At 70.5% G+C, this 19,274-nt stretch carries 16 protein-coding genes and 1 tRNA gene; 9 read left to right on the top strand and 8 right to left on the bottom strand.

Annotated features, from left to right (window positions below; all coding sequences use genetic code 11):
- Window positions 1-190: 190 nt before the first annotated feature.
- Complete coding sequence (locus tag ACWCRA_RS16215) at window positions 191-724, top strand: peptidylprolyl isomerase (RefSeq protein ID WP_351550479.1); 534 nt, start codon at window positions 191-193, stop codon at window positions 722-724.
- 108 nt (window positions 725-832) lie between these two features.
- Entirely contained in the window at window positions 833-1,723 is an 891-nt protein-coding gene (locus ACWCRA_RS16210) for a rhomboid family intramembrane serine protease (protein ID WP_351550476.1), read from the top strand.
- A gap of 317 nt (window positions 1,724-2,040) precedes the next feature.
- On the opposite strand, the gene crgA is transcribed toward ACWCRA_RS16210, so the two are convergent.
- The gene (crgA, locus tag ACWCRA_RS16205; protein WP_351550473.1) at window positions 2,041-2,298 is read right to left on the bottom strand and encodes a cell division protein CrgA; all 258 of its coding nucleotides are present in this window, start codon (window positions 2,296-2,298) and stop codon (window positions 2,041-2,043) included.
- 142 nt (window positions 2,299-2,440) lie between these two features.
- On the opposite strand from crgA, the gene ACWCRA_RS16200 reads away from it, so the two are divergent.
- From ACWCRA_RS16200 to ACWCRA_RS16175, 6 genes are read left to right on the top strand one after another with little or no spacing between them, the layout of a single operon-like run.
- Window positions 2,441-3,208, top strand: coding sequence for a DUF881 domain-containing protein (locus ACWCRA_RS16200; protein ID WP_351550470.1), 768 nt, complete (start codon window positions 2,441-2,443; stop codon window positions 3,206-3,208).
- A 31-nt stretch (window positions 3,209-3,239) separates the two neighbouring features.
- Window positions 3,240-4,061 (top strand): class E sortase, encoded by an 822-nt coding sequence (locus ACWCRA_RS16195; RefSeq protein WP_451067880.1) that lies wholly within the window; start codon window positions 3,240-3,242, stop codon window positions 4,059-4,061.
- Between the two features lie 57 nt (window positions 4,062-4,118).
- Complete coding sequence (locus ACWCRA_RS16190; protein ID WP_351550464.1) at window positions 4,119-4,334, top strand: hypothetical protein; 216 nt, start codon at window positions 4,119-4,121, stop codon at window positions 4,332-4,334.
- Complete coding sequence (locus ACWCRA_RS16185) at window positions 4,331-4,981, top strand: aminodeoxychorismate/anthranilate synthase component II (RefSeq protein ID WP_351550462.1); 651 nt, start codon at window positions 4,331-4,333, stop codon at window positions 4,979-4,981. The genes ACWCRA_RS16190 and ACWCRA_RS16185 overlap by 4 nt, the downstream gene beginning before the upstream one ends.
- On the top strand, window positions 4,978-6,021 hold the full coding sequence (locus ACWCRA_RS16180; protein ID WP_451067879.1) for a class E sortase: 1,044 nt from the start codon (window positions 4,978-4,980) through the stop codon (window positions 6,019-6,021). Before ACWCRA_RS16185 ends, ACWCRA_RS16180 begins: the two co-directional genes overlap by 4 nt.
- Before the next feature lie 37 nt (window positions 6,022-6,058).
- Window positions 6,059-6,754, top strand: a complete 696-nt coding sequence (locus ACWCRA_RS16175) for a class E sortase (RefSeq protein ID WP_351550459.1) — start codon at window positions 6,059-6,061, stop codon at window positions 6,752-6,754.
- Between the two features lie 82 nt (window positions 6,755-6,836).
- Here ACWCRA_RS16175 and pknB read toward each other — a convergent pair whose 3' ends face one another.
- The 6 genes from pknB to ACWCRA_RS16145 form a co-directional block, all read right to left on the bottom strand.
- On the bottom strand, window positions 6,837-8,885 hold the full coding sequence (gene pknB, locus ACWCRA_RS16170; RefSeq protein WP_351550456.1) for a Stk1 family PASTA domain-containing Ser/Thr kinase: 2,049 nt from the start codon (window positions 8,883-8,885) through the stop codon (window positions 6,837-6,839).
- 168 nt (window positions 8,886-9,053) lie between these two features.
- Window positions 9,054-10,520: a peptidoglycan D,D-transpeptidase FtsI family protein gene (locus ACWCRA_RS16165; protein WP_351550453.1), complete on the bottom strand. Its 1,467-nt coding sequence runs from the start codon at window positions 10,518-10,520 to the stop codon at window positions 9,054-9,056.
- Complete coding sequence (locus ACWCRA_RS16160; protein WP_451067878.1) at window positions 10,517-11,926, bottom strand: FtsW/RodA/SpoVE family cell cycle protein; 1,410 nt, start codon at window positions 11,924-11,926, stop codon at window positions 10,517-10,519. Before ACWCRA_RS16160 ends, ACWCRA_RS16165 begins: the two co-directional genes overlap by 4 nt.
- Before the next feature lie 25 nt (window positions 11,927-11,951).
- Window positions 11,952-13,448, bottom strand: a complete 1,497-nt coding sequence (locus ACWCRA_RS16155) for a PP2C family protein-serine/threonine phosphatase (RefSeq protein ID WP_351550448.1) — start codon at window positions 13,446-13,448, stop codon at window positions 11,952-11,954.
- A gap of 132 nt (window positions 13,449-13,580) precedes the next feature.
- Entirely contained in the window at window positions 13,581-14,093 is a 513-nt protein-coding gene (locus ACWCRA_RS16150) for an FHA domain-containing protein FhaB/FipA (protein WP_351550445.1), read from the bottom strand.
- Between the two features lie 10 nt (window positions 14,094-14,103).
- Window positions 14,104-14,964 (bottom strand): DUF3662 and FHA domain-containing protein, encoded by an 861-nt coding sequence (locus tag ACWCRA_RS16145; protein ID WP_351550442.1) that lies wholly within the window; start codon window positions 14,962-14,964, stop codon window positions 14,104-14,106.
- A 387-nt stretch (window positions 14,965-15,351) separates the two neighbouring features.
- Here ACWCRA_RS16145 and ACWCRA_RS16140 point away from each other — a divergent pair.
- Window positions 15,352-15,435 (top strand) — tRNA-Leu (locus tag ACWCRA_RS16140).
- Between the two features lie 176 nt (window positions 15,436-15,611).
- Here ACWCRA_RS16140 and ACWCRA_RS16135 read toward each other — a convergent pair.
- The gene (locus ACWCRA_RS16135; protein ID WP_451067877.1) at window positions 15,612-19,184 is read right to left on the bottom strand and encodes an AAA family ATPase; all 3,573 of its coding nucleotides are present in this window, start codon (window positions 19,182-19,184) and stop codon (window positions 15,612-15,614) included.
- Window positions 19,185-19,274: the final 90 nt, after the last annotated feature.

The raw sequence follows: 19,274 nt of genomic DNA, 5'->3' as shown, positions 1-19,274 counted from the left end.
GACCGCTGCTCCGGCATGCGGGACGGGCATCCGGGTCATATCCGGACACCACAGGCGACGATGGCATCATTCCTTCCTTTGTGCGCCTTCGCGGCCATGCCCGCGGAGGTCTTTCCGTGTGCCCGGCTCTTCCGTGCGAGGATCGGAGCGTTCAGAAAACGACGTGGAAATCTTTACGGAAGGCAGGACCGTGGCCGAGCAGCTTTACGCCACCCTCAAGACCAACCAGGGCGACATCCAGATCCGGCTGCTGCCGAACCACGCGCCCAAGACGGTCAAGAACTTCGTCGAGCTGGCCACGGGCGAGCGTGAGTGGACCAACCCGCAGACCGGACAGCCCTCCAAGGAGAAGCTGTACGACGGAACGGTCTTCCACCGGGTGATCAGCGGTTTCATGATCCAGGGCGGGGACCCGCTGGGCAACGGCACCGGCGGCCCGGGGTACAAGTTCGCGGACGAGTTCCACCCGGAGCTCTCCTTCAACAAGCCGTACCTGCTGGCCATGGCCAACGCCGGGCCGGGCACCAATGGCTCCCAGTTCTTCCTCACCGTGTCGCCGACCACCTGGCTGACCGGTAAGCACACCATCTTCGGCGAGGTCACCGACAAGGCCAGCGTCGCGGTCATCGACCAGATCGCCGCCACGCCGACCAACCCGCGCACCGACCGTCCGGTGCAGGACGTGGTGATCGAGTCCGTGGTGATCGAGAGCCGCGAGGGCTGATCCCAGCGTGATCCCGGCCGATTCCCGGCCGCCGGGGAACAAAACCGCCCCGTCCATCCGTCTGGATGGACGGGGCGGTGTGTTGATTCAGGAGGGTTGAGGGAACTCATGGACCAGGCGCCAGGCAGTCCGCAGGAGCCGCACGGGCCGAGGGGCGCGTCCGGCCTGCCCGGCTGCTACCGCCACCCGGAGACGGGGACGGGCATCAGCTGTGTCCGCTGCGAGCGCCCGATCTGCCCGCAGTGCATGGTCAGCGCCTCCGTCGGCTTCCAGTGCCCCGACTGCGTGAGACAGGGCTCCGCCACCACCCAGCGGCCCCGCACCATCGCCGGCGGCACCATCGCCGCCGATCCCTTCCTGGTCACCAAGGTGCTCATCGCGATCAATGTCGCGGTCTACGCCCTGGTGCTCGCGCTCGGCGAGCGGCTGGTCGCCGAGACCAGCCTGGTCGGGCTGGCCTTCAGCCCGGAGCTGGGCCAGGTCGTCGGTGTGGCCGACGGCCAGTGGTACCGCCTGCTCACCGCGGTGTTCCTGCACGAGGAGCTGCCGCACATCCTCTTCAACATGCTCGGGGTCTGGTTCCTCGGCAAGATGGTGGAGCCCGCGCTCGGGCGCAGCCGCTATCTCGCGGTCTATCTGCTCTCCGGCCTCGGCGGCAGCGCGCTCGCCTATCTGCTCTCCGCGCAGAACCAGCCCTCGCTGGGCGCGTCGGGTGCCGTCTTCGGCCTGATGGGCGCCTTCGCGGTGCTGGCCCGCCGGTCGAATCTGGACATGCGCCCGGTCGCCGTGATCCTCGCGATCAGCCTGCTGCTCACCTTCACCCGGCCCAATATCTCCTGGGAGGGGCACATCGGCGGTCTGGTGGTCGGCGCCCTCGTCACCCTCGGACTGGTGTACGCCCCGAGGGCCCGCCGCACCCTGATACAGGGCGGGGTCCTCGCCGTGGCGCTGCTGGCGATCGTGGTGACGGTCGTCGCCAGAACCGTCGCCCTGACCTGATCCACAGCGGCTGAACAGGGACTTTTCCCCGGGCCTGGCACGGCTTGTCCACCGCTTGGGCACCGGTTGTCCACAGCGTGTGGCGAATCCTGCGCATCCCGTACTGAACAGGTGTGCCCCTTGTCCCCGAACCGGGTTTCCCCAGCGGGGACAAGGGGCGCGAGCCTGTCACCGAGATGGCCGACGCAGTCACACCGGCGTCAACATCCTGAAGGTTATCCACAGATCGTCTGACCTTTTCCCCACTGTGGACAACGCTGTGGATAACTTGGGTCAGAGCTTGACACAGAGGAGCCGGCCGGCTCCGCGCGCCACGGCTACTTCCACTGGGTGGAGACGCCGAAGCCCGCGGCGATGAAGCCGAACCCGACGACGATGTTCCAGTCGCCGATGGACTCCAGCGGCAAGCTGCTCTCGGTCACATAGAAAAGGACGATCCAGGCCAGCCCGATCAGGAACAGCGCGAGCATGACCGGGGCGACCCAGCTGCGGTTGGTCAGCTTGATGGCGGTCGCCGTCCGGTTGGCGGGCGGCGGCGTGAAATCGGCCTTCTTGCGGATACGTGACTTCGGCACGAGGGACTCTCCTGTCGATGCGCTGCGTGACCGCGCAGGGAACTGTGGCTGGCGGCCGGGGTCAGGAGCGACGGGGATCACTGCCTCCCCCGGGCGTCCGTTAGCGTAGTGCTTCCGCGGCGCCTGAGGAGATAAGGGTACGTTGAGTAATTCCACCAACTCCAGGCCAGGGCCGGTTGGAATCCTCAGAAGGAGAACCGGCCGGCTGCTGACCGCAGCCGTCTTCGCCCTCGCCGGGCTGATTTTCGTGACCAGTTTCAACACCGCCAAGGGCACCAATCTCCGTACGGACGACTCCCTGCTGAAGCTCTCCGACCTCATCCAGCAGCGCAGCGCCAGAAACGGTCACCTCGACGAGTCCACGGCCGCGCTCCGCGGCGAGGTGGACACCCTCGCCCACCGGGACGACGGCTCCACCAGGGCCGAGGACGAGCGGTTCGGCGCCCTGGAGAAGGCCGCCGGGACCCGGAAGGTGAGCGGCGAGGCGCTGACCGTCACCCTCGACGACGCCCCGCCGAACGCCCAGGCGGCCCCCGGCTACCCCGAGCCGCAAGCCAATGACCTGGTGATTCACCAGCAGGACCTCCAGGCTGTCGTCAACGCCCTGTGGAAGGGCGGCGCCCGGGGCATCCAGGTGATGGACCAGCGGCTGATCTCCACCAGCGCCGTGCGCTGTGTGGGCAACACCCTGATCCTCCAGGGGCGCGTCTACTCGCCCCCCTACAAGATCACCGCAGTGGGTGACCAGGACCGGCTGGAGAAGGCCCTCGACACCTCGCCGGCGCTCCAGAACTACCAGCTCTATGTGAAGGCGTACGGCCTCGGCTGGAAAGTCGACGAGCGCGGGGCGGTGACTCTTCCCGGCTACTCGGGCACAGTGGATCTCCACTACGCGAAGCCCGTGGAGTAGCCGGAGCCGGTGGGGCTGGGGGTGCCGTTCGGTGTCGTTACGGCTGGTCGTGAGAGTCCTCAGTGAGCTGTGTGTCACCGTCGGCACGCTCATCGTGCTCTTTGTGGCCTATGTCATGTTCTGGACGGGTATCAAGGCGGCGGACGCCTCGGACGGGGAGCTGGACCGGCTCCAGGAGCGGTGGTCCCGGGGTCGGGTGGAGGCCCCGGCCGCCGTGCCGCCCCCCGGCCCCGCCCCGGACTCCCCGGCACCGGGGACGACCGCCGCCCCGGAGCCGGCCCCGGCGCCCTCCGCCCCCCGGAAGCCCGCCCCCGCCCCGAAGCCCCCGGAGACCGCCCGGGAGCCGGCGCCCACGGGCGCGCCCGGCCCCGGGCCCGCGTACCGCGACGGCCGGTCCTTCGCCGTGATGTACATCCCCCGCTTCGGCCGCGACTGGGACTGGCCGGTCCTGGAGGGCACCCGCACCGCCACCCTCAAGAGGGGTCTCGGCCACTACGCCGGCACCGCCCCGCTCGGCGGAACCGGGAACTTCGCCGTCGCCGGCCACCGCCGCACCTACGGCGACCCCTTCAAGGACTTCCCCCGGCTCCGCCCCGGGGACCCGGTCGTCCTCACCGACGGCACGACCTGGTTCACCTACCGGATCGCCAGGAAGCCCTTGAAAACGGTCCCGACCGATATCGGAGTGATCAATCCCGTACCGGAGAGGTCGGGATTCAGCCGACCTGGCCGGTATCTGACCCTGACGACCTGCGAGCCGGAGTGGGGCAGCAGCCACCGGCTGATCGCCTGGGCCCGGCTCGACTCCACCCGGCCTGTGACGGACGGCCGGCCCCCGGCTTTCCACAGCTGACCCGCGCGGCCCCGCCGCCCCTTAGTCTGGAGCGGTAACGAACGGAAAGGGACGGCAATGTACGGCTGGATCTGGCGGCATCTGCCGGGCAACGCGTGGGTGCGCGCACTCCTCTCGCTCGTGCTGGTCCTCGCGGTCGTCTACGCGCTGTTCCAGTACGTCTTCCCCTGGGCGGAGCCACTCCTCCCGTTCAACGATGTCACGGTCGACGGAACGGGTGACGGCGCCGGCGCCGGTCCCGGCACCGGCGGGGACGAGGGAGCCGCCCGATGAGCGCACGCATTCTGGTCGTCGACAACTACGACAGCTTCGTCTTCAACCTGGTCCAGTACCTGTACCAGCTCGGCGCGGAGTGCGAGGTCGTACGGAACGACGAGGTCGCCCTCGCCCACGCCCAGGACGGCTTCGACGGCGTACTGCTCTCCCCCGGCCCCGGCGCCCCCGAGCAGGCCGGTGTCTGTATCGACATGGTCCGCCACTGCGCGGACACCGGGGTCCCGGTCTTCGGGGTCTGCCTCGGGATGCAGTCGATGGCGGTGGCGTACGGCGGGGTGGTCGACCGCGCCCCCGAACTGCTGCACGGCAAGACCTCCCCGGTGCTCCACCAGGGCAAGGGCGTCTTCGCCGGGCTGCCGTCGCCGTTCACCGCGACCCGCTACCACTCGCTGGCCGCCGAGCCCGCCGACCTCCCGCCCGAGCTGGAGATCACCGCGGCGACGGAGGACGGCATCATCATGGGGCTCCGCCACCGTGAGCGGGCGGTGGAGGGCGTGCAGTTCCACCCCGAGTCGGTCCTCACCGAGTACGGACATCTGATGCTCGCCAACTGGCTGGAGCAGTGCGGCGACGCCGGAGCGGTCGGACGGTCCGTGGGGCTCGCGCCGGTGGTGGGCAAGGCTGTGGCCAAGGCCCTGGTGTGACCACCGGGCGTCCGGGGGAGGATTCCCGCCCACCCGCCGGATACGGCGACGGGGGACACGGCACCACCGGATACCGCACCGCCGGCCCCGGCCCGGGCCCCGGCGGGTACGGTGCCCCGGGTCCCGGCCCCGGCGCCCCCGGGGGCGTCCCGTACGTCCCACCCCCGTACGACTCGGCGCCGACCGCCCCGATGCCCCTCGTGCCCTCGGGGCCCGGCCGGGCCGAGCGGCGGCGGGCCGCCAAGGGCCGTGGCCGCAAGCGCCCCGCCCCGGCGGCCGGAAAGCGGCCCCCCGCGCCCGTGCCGCCGCCCGGCGGCCCCGGGCGACCGCTCACCCGCGTCGAGGCCCGCCGCGCCGCCAAGGCCGCCAAGGACAGCCCGGCCGTGATCGCCAGCCGGGCCATGGGCGAGCTGTTCATCACCTTCGGCGTGCTGATGCTGCTCTTCGTCACCTATCAGCTCTGGTGGACCAACATCCGCGCGGGCCAGGAGGTCGACAAGGAGCGGAACAAGATCCAGGAGGCCTGGGCCGACGGCCGCAAACCGGGCACCTTCGCCCCGGGCGAGGGATTCGCCATCATGTACATCCCCAAACTCGATGTCGTCGTCCCCGTCGCCGCGAGCATCGACAAGGAGAAGGTGCTCGACCGGGGGATGGTGGGCCACTACAGCGAGGGCAGGCTCAAGACCGCGATGCCCTCGGACCCGACGGGCAACTTCGCCGTCGCGGGCCACCGCAACACCCACGGCGAGCCCTTCCGCTACATCAACCGTCTCCAGCCGGGCGACCCGATCGTGGTCGAGACCCAGGACACGTACTACACCTACGAGATGGCGAGCATCCTGCCCCAGACCCCGCCGTCCAACGTCAAGGTGATCGGGCCGGTGCCGCCGGGCTCCGGATTCGAACGGCCCGGCCGGTACATCACCCTCACCACCTGTACGCCGGAATTCACGAGTACCTACCGGATGATCGTGTGGGGCAAGATGGTCGAGGAACGGCCACGCGGCAAGGGCAAACCGGACGCGCTCGTAGGCTGATACCGGCCATTGCTGAATCCAGACGGGAAGAGAAGCAGTGTCACGTGCGCGGAGCCGGGTCGCCGGCGTCATCAGTGTCCTCGGTGAACTGCTGATCACCGCCGGCGTGATCCTCGGCCTCTTCGTCGTCTACTCGCTCTGGTGGACCAATGTCCTCGCGGACCGCGAGTCCTCGCGGCAGAGCGACCGGATGCGCGAGAACTGGGCCGACCGGGTCGGCAGCGGCAACGGCCCGGGGGTGCTCAACACCAAGGACGGCATCGGCTTCCTCCACGTACCCGCCATGAAGAACGGCGAGGTGCTGGTGAAGAAGGGCACCGACACCAAGGAGCTGAACGACGGCATCGCCGGCTACTACACCGAACCGGTGAAGTCGGCGCTCCCCTGGGACCGCAAGGGCAACTTCACCCTCGCCGCGCACCGGGACGGCCACGGCGCCAAGTTCCACAACATCCACAAGATCAAGGACGGCGACCCGATCGTCTTCGAGACCCGGGACACCTGGTACGTCTACAAGGTCTACAAGTCGCTGCCGAAGACCTCCAAGTACAACGTGGATGTGCTCAAGCCGGTCCCGAAGGAGTCGGGGAGGACCACGGCGGGCCGGTACATCACCCTGACCACCTGCACCCCCGTCCTGACCTCCGACTACCGCTACATCGTCTGGGGCGAACTGGTGCGGGAGGTCAAGGTCGACGCGGACCGCACCAAGCCCGCCGAACTGCGCGGCTGAGCACCGTCTCCCCACAGCACAGAGCCCCGGCACCCTTCCCAGGGTGCCGGGGCTCCTCCGCGTGCCGGCCGGGGCCGGGGTCCTACCGCCGCATGCCTATGCCGCCGATGAACCCGCCGTCACCGTCGCCGTCGCCCCCGTCGCTGTCACCGCCGGAGTTGTCGCCGCCGTTCTCGCCGCCGTTGTTGCCCTCGGCCGCGCCCCCGTTGTCCCCGCCGATGTCGAGGGTGGTGACCCCCACCTGCTGGTTCGCCGCGGCCTGGGAACCGGCCACCGGGTCCTGCGCGATCACCTGGGCGGTGTCCTTGTCCGAGCCCTTGATCTCACCGATCTGGAGACCGGCCCCCGTCAGCAGGGCCTTCGCCTCGCCGAGCGTCTTGCCCTGGAGGCTCGGCACCTGGATGGTCTGCGCCGGTCCCTTGGAGACCTTCAGCGTCACCGTGGTGTTCTTGGCCGCCTTGCTGTCCCCCTCGGGGGTCTGGCCGATGACCTTGTCCTTGGGCTCCTCGGAGTCGACGTACTCCGTGTTCACCTGGAAGTCCAGGAACTGGAGCTGCGACTGCGCCTGCGCGAGCTGGTTGCCGACCACCTTGGGCACGGTCTGGAGCTGCTGGGTCGCCACCGTGATGGTGACCGTCGTGCCCTTCTCGACCATGCTGTTCTGCGCCGGGTCCTGCTTGAAGACGGTTCCGGCGTCGGCCTGGGAGGTCTCGACCTCCTTGACGTCGACCTTGAAGCCCTTGCGCCGCAGCGCGTCCTGCGCGCTGTCCTTGGACTTCTCCACCACGTCGGGCACCTCGACCTTGGGTGCGCCCTCGGAGAGCACATACGTGATGGTCTCCCCCTCCGCGATGGTGCCGTCGGCCGGCGACTGCTCGCAGATCCTGCCCTTGGGCTGGTCGCAGCGCTCCCTGCCGGACTCCTGGAGTTCGACGCCCGCGTTGGTGGCGTCCGCCTGGGCCTCCTCCACCGTCTTGCCCACCAGCACGGGCACATCCACATCGCCCTTGCCGGCGTCCGGGCCGAAGACGGCGCGGCCGATCAGCACCGCTCCGATCAGCACCAGGATGCCCGCGACCACCAGCAGCACCGTGGACGTGCTGGACTTGCGCTGACGGCGCCGGCCCCGGCCGTCGTCATAGGCGCCGAAGCCCCCATCGTCCGGGTTCATGGGCGGCAGCATCGAGGTCTGGGCGGCGGCGTGGTCGGAGTGCCGCAGCGCCGTGGTGGCCTGCTCCTCCTGCGGATAGCCGTAGCCGACCGCACCCATCGCCGCCGTCGCCGCGACCGGCTGGCCGTCGAGGCACGCCTCGATGTCGGCCCGCATCTCGTCCGCGGACTGATAGCGGTAGTCGGGGTCCTTGACCAGCGCCTTGAGGACGATGGCGTCCATCTCGGGGGTGATCTCGGCGTCGAAGTTCGACGGCGGCTGCGGCTCCTCGCGGACATGCTGATACGCCACCGCCACCGGCGAGTCGCCGATGAACGGCGGGCGCACCGTGAGCAGTTCGTAGAGCAGACATCCGGTGGAGTACAGATCGGAGCGCGCGTCGACCTGCTCGCCCTTGGCCTGTTCCGGGGAGAGGTACTGGGCGGTGCCGATGACGGCGGAGGTCTGCGTCATCGTCATCCCGGCGTCACCCATCGCACGGGCGATGCCGAAGTCCATCACCTTGACCTGGCCGGTGCGCGTCAGCATGACGTTCGCCGGCTTGATGTCACGGTGGACGATGTTGTTGCGGTGCGAGTACTCCAGCGCCTGGAGGATGCCGGTGGTCATCTCCAGCGTGCGCTCCGGGAGGAGCTTCCGGCCGGAGTGCAGCAGCTCTCTGAGCGTGGAGCCGTCGACGTACTCCATCACGATGTACGGGATGGAGACCTGGTCGACGTAGTCCTCGCCGGTGTCGTACACCGCGACGATCGCCGGATGGTTGAGCGAGGCGGCCGACTGGGCCTCACGGCGGAACCGGGCCTGGAAGGACGGGTCGCGGGCGAGATCGGCCCGCAGCGTCTTCACGGCGACGGTGCGGCCGAGCCGGGTGTCGTGGGCGAGGTAGACCTCCGCCATGCCACCGCGGCCGAGCACCGAGCCCAGTTCATACCGCCCGCCGAGGCGACGCGGCTCTTCCATAGCTGTTCCAGCCCTCTCCGTCGGTCCCCACCGCACCGACGCGAGGTCCGGCGGTGTGCTGTTCGCGACTACGCTACCGGGCACCTCCCGCCCGTTCGGTCCGTGACCGTCACCTGATACCCGACCGGTATCCCGATCTGCGGTGATGACGGACAGAGGTGACCGGGGTCACTCCCTGCTGTCGAGAACGGCCTTCATCACATCCTTGGCGACCGGGGCGGCGAGCCCGCCGCCGGTGATGTCGTCCCGGGCGGTGGCGCCCGAGTCCTCGACGATCACGGCGACGGCGACCGGGGAGCCCTCGTCGGTCTTGGCGTACGAGATGAACCAGGCGTAGGGGCGCTTGCTGTTGTTCGCGCCGTGCTGGGCGGTACCGGTCTTGCCGCCGACCTTCACACCCCCGCCGATTTGGGCGTTCCTGCCGCTGCCGCTGGTGACGACGTTCTCCATCATCTGCTGGACGAGCTGCGCGGTCTCCTGGGAGACGGGACGGCTCATCTCCTCCGGGTCGGTCTTCTCGATCACGTCGAGATCGGGTGACTCCAGCTGGTCGACCATGTACGGCTTCATCAGCTTGCCGTCATTGGCGATGGCGGCGGTGACCATGGCCATCTGGAGCGGCGTGGTCGCGGTGTTGAACTGGCCGATGGCGGAGAGGGAGTTCTCGGAGCGCTCCATGTCCTTGTCGTAGACCGACTCGGCGGCCCGCACCGGCGTCAGCAGCTCGGGGTCGTTGAAGCCGAACTTCTCCGCCGTCTCCAGCATCTTGTCCCGGCCGACATCGTCGGCGAGCTTGGCGAAGACCGAGTTGCAGGAGATCTCCAGCGCCTTCTTCAGGCTGACGTTCTCGCACCCGGAGACGAGGTTCTTCATCGGGGTGCGGGTGTTCGGCAGGATGTACGGCTCGGGGGTGTCCGTCGGCGCGTTGACGTCCTCCACCGCGCCGTGCTCCAGGGCGGCGGCGGCGGTGAGCACCTTGAAGGTCGACCCGGGCGGGTAGATCTCGCGCAGCGCCCGGTTGAGCATGGGCTTGTCCTTGTCCTTGCCCAGCGCGTTCCACGCCTTGGCGTCGGAGTCCGCGTAGCCGGCGAAGGAACCGGGGTCGTAGGACGGTGTGGAGGCCAGCGCGAGGATCTTCCCGGTCTTCGGCTCGATGGCCGCGACGGCGCCCTTCTTCTTGCCGAGCCCCTTCCAGGCGGCCTTCTGGGCGGCGCCGTTCAGCGTGGTGACGACATTGCCGCCCTTCTTCTTGTCACCCGTGAACATCGCCATGGTGCGGTCGAAGAAGAGCTGATCGGAGTTGCCGGAGAGGATGCCGTCCTCCAGCTTCTCCAGCTGGTTGGCGTCGAACGCCTGCGAGGCGTAGCCGGTGACCGGGGCCCACATGGGCCCGTCGGCGTAGGTCCGCTTGTAGACGAAGTCGGAGTCGTCGGTCTTCACGGAGCCGGTGATCCGCTTGCCGTCCACGATGATGTTGCCGCGCTCGCTGGCGTACCGGTCGATCTGGATACGGCGGTTCTTCGGGTTCTCGTTCAGCTCGTCCGCCTCGACGTACTGGAGCCAGTTGGTGCGCACCAGCAGGGCGAGGATCAGCACTCCACAGAAGATCGCGATCCGGCGCAGGGGCTTGTTCACGGTCGGACCACCTGGGTCATCTCGGCGTCGGGGGACGGAGCGGGCGCGGGTGCGGGCCTGCGGGCGGTATCGCTGATACGGATCAGAATGGCGATCAGCGCCCAGTTGGCGATCACCGATGAACCGCCCGCCGCGACGAACGGCATCGTCATACCGGTCAGCGGGATCAGACCCATCACACCGCCGGCGACCACGAAGACCTGGATCGCGAAGGCGCCGGAGAGACCGACGGCGAGCAGCTTGCCGAAGGGGTCGCGGGCGGCGAGCGCGGTGCGCACGCCCCGCTCCACGATGAGGCCGTAGACCATGAGGAAGGCCATCATTCCGGCGAGCCCCAGCTCCTCGCCGACCGTGGAGAGGATGAAGTCGGAGTTGGCGGCGAAGCCGATCAGGTCGGAGTTGCCCTGGCCGAGGCCGGTGCCCAGGGTGCCGCCGGCGCCGAAGGACATCAGCGCCTTGCCGATCTGGTCGCTCTGCGCCCAGGTCTCGTCACCGAAGGGGTTGAGCCAGAACTCCACGCGCTGCTGGACGTGCGGCTCGAAGGTGGCGACGCCGACCGCGCCGGCCGCCGACATCAGCAGACCGAAGACGATCCAGCTGGTGCGCTCGGTCGCGACGTACAGCATGATCACGAAGAGGCCGAAGAAGAGCAGCGAGGTGCCGAGGTCGGTCTCGAACACCAGGATGAGGATCGACATCGCCCAGACCACCAGAATCGGTCCGAGGTCGCGCCCGCGCGGCAGGTACAGACCCATCACCCGGCGGCTGGCGAGCGCGAGGGCGTCCCGCTTCACCATGAGGTAGCCGGAGAAGAAGATCGCGATGATGATCTTGGCGAACTCGCCGGGCTGGAGGTTGACCGGGCCCAGGCTGATCCAGATCTTCGCGCCGTTGCGGGCGGGGAAGAACATCGGGAGGATCAGTAGGACCAGCGCCACCGCCATCGAGATGTAGGTGTAGCGCTGGAGGATGCGGTGGTCCTTGAGGAGCAGCAGCACGGCCACGAAGAGCGCGATGCCGATCGCCGAGTACAGCATCTGCTTGGGCGCGTCGGGCGAGAAGGACCCCCACTGGCGCTGGGCCCGCTCGATCAGCCGCTGCGACTGGTCCAGCCGCCAGATCAGCACCAGCCCGAGGCCGTTGAGCAGCACCGCGAGCGGCAGCAGCAGCGGGTCGGCGTACTTGGCGAACTTCCGCACCACCAGGTGTGCCACGGCGGCGAGCAGGCCGAGCCCCAGTCCGTACCCGAGGACTCCGGTGGGCAGCTTGCCGTCGAGGGCGAGCCCCACATTGATGTACGCGAAGACCGGGACGGCGACCGCGAACGCGAGCATCATCAGCTCGGTGTTGCGGCGGCTCGGTGCTTCGATCGCGCCGATCGTGGTGGTGTTGGTGACAACGCTCATGGTGGAGAAGGCCCCCTACGGCTGATTACTGCTTACCGCAGTTCGAGGCCAGCTTCTGCTCGTCCTCCGAGAGGGTGGGGCCCGGAGTAGGAGAGGGAGAGGCAGCGGTCGGTTTCTTCTTGTCGTCGTTCCGGGCGGTGGGCACCCCGGTGGTGCCGCCCGCCTCGCCCTCGCCGGGCGGTGGCGCGCTCGCCCGGTCGGCGGCGTCGCGGCGCTGCTCCTCCTTCTTGCACGCGGAGGCCTGCGCGGCGAGTTCGCCGATCTTGGTGCGCGCCTTGCCGAGGCTCTTCTGGGTGATCGTGGCCTCCACCTGCTTGCGCTGGTAGGGCGGCAGATACCTCAGCTCGATCTCCGGGTGGTCCCTCTCGACCTTCGAGAGCGAGATCCACGCCAGGTCCTGGCTGATGCCCTGGTAGAGCGCGACGTTCCCGCCCTTGGTGCCGACGTAGTACTGGGTCTGCGTCCAGCGGTAGCCGCCGTACAGACCGCCGCCGACGACCGCGAGGGCGAGGACGGCGATGAGGGATCTCTTCAGCCAGACGCGTCCGGCGCGGGGCTTGACCAGGTCGTCGTCGCCGTAGGCGTCGAAGCTGTTCTCGGACGGCGGTCCGTCGTAGCCGTCGCCGCCGCCGGACGGGCCGAAGCCGCCGCCCTGGGGCGGTACGGGACGGCCGAGACCGGCCGCGCGGCCGGCCGGGGTCTGCATGGCGCCGCCGTCGTTCAGCTGGAGCTGGTTCTCGGCGACCGCGCCCACGACGACAGGGGTGTCGCTGAGCTGCCCGGCCAGGGTGTCGTTGGCGTCGGGGTCCAGCACATCGGCGACGATGCAGGTGATGTTGTCCGGGCCGCCGCCGCGCAGGGCGAGCTGGATCAGGTCCTGGATGGTCTCCTGCGGGCCCTGGTAGCTCGCGAGGGTCTCCTCCATCGTCTGGTGGGAGACCACCCCGGAGAGCCCGTCGGAGCAGATCAGATAGCGGTCCCCGGCGCGGACCTCGCGGATGGAGAGATCGGGCTCGACGTGGTCGCCGCTGCCCAGCGCGCGCATCAGCAGCGAGCGCTGCGGATGCGTGGTGGCCTCCTCCTCGGTGATCCGGCCCTCGTCGACCAGCCGCTGCACCCAGGTGTGGTCCTGGGTGATCTGGGTCAGGACGCCGTCCCGCAGCAGATAGGCGCGGGAGTCGCCGACGTGGACCAGGCCGAGGCGCTGTCCGGTCCAGAGCAGGGCGGTGAGCGTGGTGCCCATGCCCTCCAGCTGGGGATCTTCCTCGACCATCAGCCGGAGCTGGTCGTTGGCCCGCTGCACGGCGGTGCCGAGCGAGGTGAGGATGTCCGAGCCCGGCACATCGTCGTCGAGCTGCACGAGGGTCGAGATGACCTCCGAGGAGGCGACCTCGCCCGCCGCCTGGCCGCCCATGCCGTCGGCGATGGCCAGCAGGCGGGGCCCGGCGTAGCCGGAGTCCTCGTTGCCCTCCCGGATCATGCCCTTGTGCGAGCCTGCGGCGAAGCGCAGAGACAGACTCATGCGCACCTCGCCCGTCGGCTCGGGGTACGGCCGGTCTCGTCGAGCCACACTGCCCACCCTCCGGTCGGGAGCCGGTCCCGGTCCGCTTCCGGGACCGCTGTGGCTCGCTCGCTCCGCTCGCTCATTGTCGTACTACTTCCGCAGCTCGATGACGGTCTTGCCGATGCGGATCGGCGCGCCCAGCGGAATCGGTGTCGGTGTGGTGAGCCGGGTCCGGTCGAGATAGGTGCCGTTGGTGGACCCGAGATCCTCGACGATCCACTGGCCGTCACGGTCCGGGTAGATCCTGGCATGCCTGCTGGACGCGTAGTCGTCGTCCAGCACGATCGTGGAGTCGTGCGCCCGGCCCAGGGTGATGGTCTGGCCCTGGAGCGCGACCGTGGTGCCGGTGAGGGTGCCCTCGGACACCACCAGCTTGGTGGGCGCCCCGCGCCGCTGGCGGCTCCCGGACTGCTGCCGCTGCGGTGGTGGCGCCGCGGGTTGGCGCGCCTGCGGGGGACGCGCGTCGGCGTTGCGGCGTGAGCCGCGCTGCGTGACGCGTGTCCCGAACAGATCGCTGCGGATGACCTGAACGGCCACGATGACGAACAGCCACAGAACGGCCAGGAAACCCAGCCGCATGACCGTCAGGGTCAGCTCTGACATTGCCCCCGCTTCACCCTTCGGCTTGCCGGTAAACGATGGTGGTGCTGCCCACGACGATCCGCGAGCCGTCGCGGAGCGTAGCGCGGGTGGTGTGCTGCCCGTCCACCACGATGCCGTTGGTGGACCCGAGATCCTGGATCGTCGAGGGCGTTCCGGTCCGGATCTCACAGTGCCGGCGCGAGACGCCGGGGTCGTCGATCCGCACATCGGCGTCGGTGCTGCGGCCCAGCACCAGCGTCGGGCGGGAGATCTGATGGCGGGTGCCGTTGATCTCGATCCAGCGCCGCGTCTGGGCGCCCGGCAGCGGCCCGGGGCCGCCCGCCGGGCCGCGGTCCGGTACGGCGGTGGGGCCGGGGCGGCCGCCGGGCGGCGGGCCGGGCGGCATCGGGGGCGCGGCGGACGGCGGATAGCCGTACCCGCCGGGTGCCGCTCCCGCCGCCGGGGCGCCCGCGTCGGGGCGCGCGCCGGCCTCGGGGCCGCCGGAGGACTGTGACGTACTCGACGCGAGGGTGCGGCTGCGCACCCGGTACAGACCGGTGTCGAGGTCGTCGGCCTTCTCCAGATGGACCTTGATCGGGCCCATGAAGGTGTAGCGCTGCTGCTTGGCGTAGTCGCGCACCAGGCCGGCCAGCTCGTCGCCGAGCTGCCCGCTGTAGGGGCTGAGGCGCTCGAAGTCCGGGGCGCTCAGCTCCACGATGAAGTCATTGGGGACGACGGTCCGCTCGCGGTTCCAGATCGTCGCGTTGTTGTCGCACTCGCGCTGGAGGGCGCCGGCGATCTCGACGGGCTGGACCTCGGACTTGAACACCTTGGCGAAGGTGCCGTTGACCAGGCCTTCGAGTCGCTGCTCGAAACGCTTCAGGACTCCCATCGGGCACCTCCTCCGTTGCTGCCGTCCTGATACTGCTTACTGATCGTATCCACGCGTCGGGAAATCGGCTGGTTCCCCTTGTCTGCCCCGTTGATGAGTGTCACCTCTCACACGGATCGTAGAGGCGGCCTCATGACAGTGTCCCGCACCCGGGGGACCCCGGTCGGGCGCGGGGGCGGACCGGGCGCGGGCCGCCGTCCCTTCCCGGCCCGTTCCCTGTTCCTTCCCTGTACGGGGCGGTGCGCTCCCCCTGTTCCCGCGTCTGTTCGCCCGCCGGGTCGGGCAAACAAACGGATGTGATTCCACCCTGTGCACCGTGCTAATCTTCTGCATGTCGCCAGGGGGAAGCACCGGTCACGGTGAGCAGCCCGGACGACAGCACCCAATGCGCGGGTGGCGGAATAGGCAGACGCGCTGGATTCAGGTTCCAGTGCCCGAAAGGGCGTGGGGGTTCAACTCCCCCCTCGCGCACAGAGAAACCGTTGAACGGGTTCTCACCAGAGACGAAAGTCCTGGTGAGGGCCCGTTTTTCGTTGATCCGCACGGTCGTGCGCCCCGGTGTCGACGGTGTACGGATGTGACGTAGCTCACGTGGTGTGCGGCGGTGCGCCGGGCGCCTCGGGGTGCGCCCGGCGCGACCGCCGGGGTCAGGGCCGGGTGCCGGAGGCGCCCAGGGCGGTGTCCGGGTCCCGGCCGCCCCAGCCCCCGGGGGTGCGCCACAGGACATGGACGCCGAAGACCTCGCGGACGGTGTCGGCGGACCAGTCCTCGGCGGGCGGTTCGCAGAGGACGAGGTGGAGGCGGACGGCCGGGGCGGGCAGCGTGTGGTTGATCTCCAGGAGGCGGGTCGCCCCCGAGCGGAGGTCCGCGTAGCCGGAGCGGCCGATGCCCAGGACCTCGTAGAGGAACAGACCCTCGCCGGTGACACAGCTGACATCGGCGACCGGTGAGTCACCGGGCTGGAGATCCGCCCACAGCAGGGCCGACTTCAGCGCGTGGCGGACCGCCTCGTGCTTCCTGCACGTGCGGTCCTCGGAGGCCGAGGTCTCCAGCGCGCGCAGGAAGCCCTCCTTCGTCGTGACGGCCGGTGCGGCGGGGGCTTCTTCGGTGGCTGTCATGGGCTCGGGTGCTCTCTGCTCGGGGGCGTTCTCGGCGTCCGGTTCCGGTTCCGGTTCCGGGTCCGGGTCCGGGTCCGGGTCCGGTTCTGTTTTCTGGCCTGTTCTCGGGCCGGCTTCCGGTTCTGGCTCCGGTGTCGGTTCCGGTTGAGGGCCGGGTTCCGGATCGGGTTCCGCGGCGGCTGCCGGGCGGGCGCTGAGGGTCTCCCGCGCCCGCGCCAGGGCCTCGGTCCAGCCGGAGGCCGCCAGCTCGTCCCGGAGGCCGCCGGCGTCCAGGCTGCCGTCCTTGAGCGCGCGGTTGGCCCCCGCCACCAGGTCGCGCAGGACGCCCAGGCGCTCCCTGTCCGGGGAGCCGAGCACCCGCCGCACGTCCACCCAGTCCGCCTGGTCCCGGCGGAGCACACGGTTGGCCATGCCCTGGAGCTCGGAGAGCCGGCCGCGGGCGTCCGGCGGAAGGTCCCCTCCGGCACCGGTCAGTTCGTCGAACACGCCGAGCGCCGCCGCGTAGCGCTCCGCCATTCTCGGCGAGATGGGCTGCCGGCCGCGCTGATCGGCGCTGAGGACACTGTGGTTGGTCTCGTTGGCGAAGACCCAGCAGTCCAGCTCCTGGCCCGCGCGCGGGGGCGCGGAGCCGTGCCGGACGGTCAGCACCAGCGGCCGGTCGGTGGAGGGCGTCAGCGCCCTGACCCGGTACCGGCCGCCCGGACCGGGGCCCAGGACCCGTACCCGGATGTCGGTCCCGATCTCGGGCGGCGCCTCTCCCGCCGCTGTGCCCTCCCCGGCCGCCGTGCTCCCGTCCCCCGCTGTGTCCGCTGTGTCCTCTCCGGCCGCCGTGTCCTCTCCGGCCTCGGGCGCCGGCGGTTCCGGGGCGGCCTCGGCGCCCGTGAGGAGCCGGGGGAGCGGGGAGGTGTGCAGCACGGTCAGGCTCTGCGTGCTGCGCGTGAGCGCGATGTAGAGCTGCCGGAGGCCGGTCGGCCCCCGGTCGGCGATACCGGCCGGCTCCAGGACCAGGACATGGTCGTACTCCATCCCCTTGGCCTGCGCGGCGGCCAGCACCGAGACCGACCCGCGCCGGGCCTCCGGGACGCCGTCGCTCCGGTCGAGCCGGTGGCCGATCTCCTCCACCCGGTCCCAGCCGTCGGGGACGATGACGGCGACGGAGCGCGGAGTGTGCCCGTCGTCGGTGCCGACCAGCCGGCTCACCTCGGCGGCGGTGTCGTCGAGCAGGCGCCCGGGCGTCGTCGGCAGGGTCCGCACGGCGCCCTCGCCCGCCTCCCGCACGGCCTGCGGGAAGGGCAGCGCGGGGGCGACCGCCCCGGCGAGGGGCGCGACGAACCCCATGATCTCCGCCGGTACGCGGTAGCCGGTGTTCAGCACGGCGACCCGCCAGTCCCCGTGGTCGGAGAGGATCGTGCCGAGCAGATCCCAGTCGGCCGGGATGTGGGGGCCGGTGGACTGCGCGAGGTCGCCGAGGACCGTCATGGAGCCGCCGACGGCGCAGCGCCGGCGCAGGGCGCGGGCCTGCATGGGGGTGAGGTCCTGCGCCTCGTCGACGACGATGTGCCCGTACCGCCTGGGGGTCTCCCCGGCGATGAGGAAGCGGAGTTCCTCCAGACAGACCTGGTCGTCGAGGGTCCAGGGGTCGGCGTCGGCGGTGGCGGCCCGGGGGCGGTGCAGGGCCCGCTGCTCCTCCTCGTCGAGTACGCCGTCGGCACAGGCCCTCAGGAGGTCGGGCGAGTCGTAGAGGCCGCGCAGGGCCTCCCGGGCGCCCGGTGACGGCCAGAGCCGCTCGACGAGCCGCTCGACCCGGCGATTGCGCTCCAGGTCGCGGCGGATCGTGCCGCCCTGGCCCCGGCGCGGGGCGATGGCGGCCAGTTCCCGCAGCAGACGGTCGACGAAGAGGCTGCGGAAGCGCTCGCGGCGCTGCCGGTAGGGGGCGTCGCCGTCGCGGGCCTCCTCCAGGAGGGCCAGGATCTCCGAGCGCGGCACGCGCAGGGTCGTGCTCCCGGCGGTGACGACCACGGTGGGCTCGTCGCCCTCGAAGGCGGGCGCGGTGGTGAGTTCGTCGAGCGCCTCGGGACGGGCCTCGTTCTCGATCCGGCGCCGCAGCACGGCCGCCATGCGCTCGCCGGACTTCACCCGGCGGGCCGCGGCGCTGTCGGTGCCGAGGATCTCCCCGTCCCAGAGGCGGTTGAGCTGCACCGCGTTGACGTCCCGGGTGCCGAGGGTGGGCAGCACCTGGCCGACGTAGTCGAGGAACCGCTGGTGGGGGCCGATGACCAGCATGTCCCGGGCCGTGAAGTGCCCGTTGTCGACGAGCCAGGTCACCCGGTGCAGACCGACCGCGGACTTGCCGGTGCCGGGGCCGCCCTGGACGACGAGGATGTCGGAGGGGGAGCCGGTGACCAGCTCCATCTGGTCGCGCCGGATGGTCTCCACGATGTCCCGCATCCGGCCGCCGCGCGAGCGCCTCAGCTCCTGGAGCAGGAAGTCGTCCGGTTCGGGCGATGCGCGGCGCGCGGGGCGGACGGCGTCGCCGGGGGTACGGGGCGGCTGAGGCTCCCCGCCCGGTACGGCCGGTGGGGCCGCGCGCCCGGCGGCCGTCCCGGCCCCCTCCGCGGCCGGCCGCTGCTCCGGTACGCCGGCGGGGGCGGCCTTCGCGGGAGCCGTGGAGATCTCGTCGAAGTAGCTCTCGACCACCCGGCGGACACAGCGCAGTTGCCGCCGCAGGACCACATCGCCCGGTGCGTCGGGCCGCGCCTCGGCCCACTTCCTCGCCAGCGGGCTGGTCCACAGCAGGACCACCGGATCGTTCGCGGTGTCGCGCACACCCCGCCGTCCGATGTACCAGGGCCGGGGCTCCTCACCGGGTTCGTCCGGCGCGTCGACCCGGGCGAAGACCAGGGCCTCGTCGCCGAGTCCGCCGTAGGCCGCGGCCCGCGCCTCCGCGTCCCTCCGGTTGGCTATGCCGTCCTTGCCGCTGGCCGACGCCGTCGCCGCCTGGGCTCCGCTCATCTCGGCCAGCCGTGCGGTGTAGCAGTCGTACGCGTGGTCCACCGCCCGCTGCTCGGCGGCGAGGACCTCGTCCCGTGTGGTGGCGTTCATCCGCTCCTCCCTGCGGCGCCGACGGACGCCGCTACGGGCCTGCGCCCGTACCCCGCTGAAACAACTATCAGAGAGCGGGCGGTGACGGGC

Source organism: Streptomyces sp. NPDC001889, from assembly GCF_053594535.1.
Note: the sequence above shows the minus strand (reverse complement) of the source record. Positions and strands in the feature narration are given on the sequence as shown.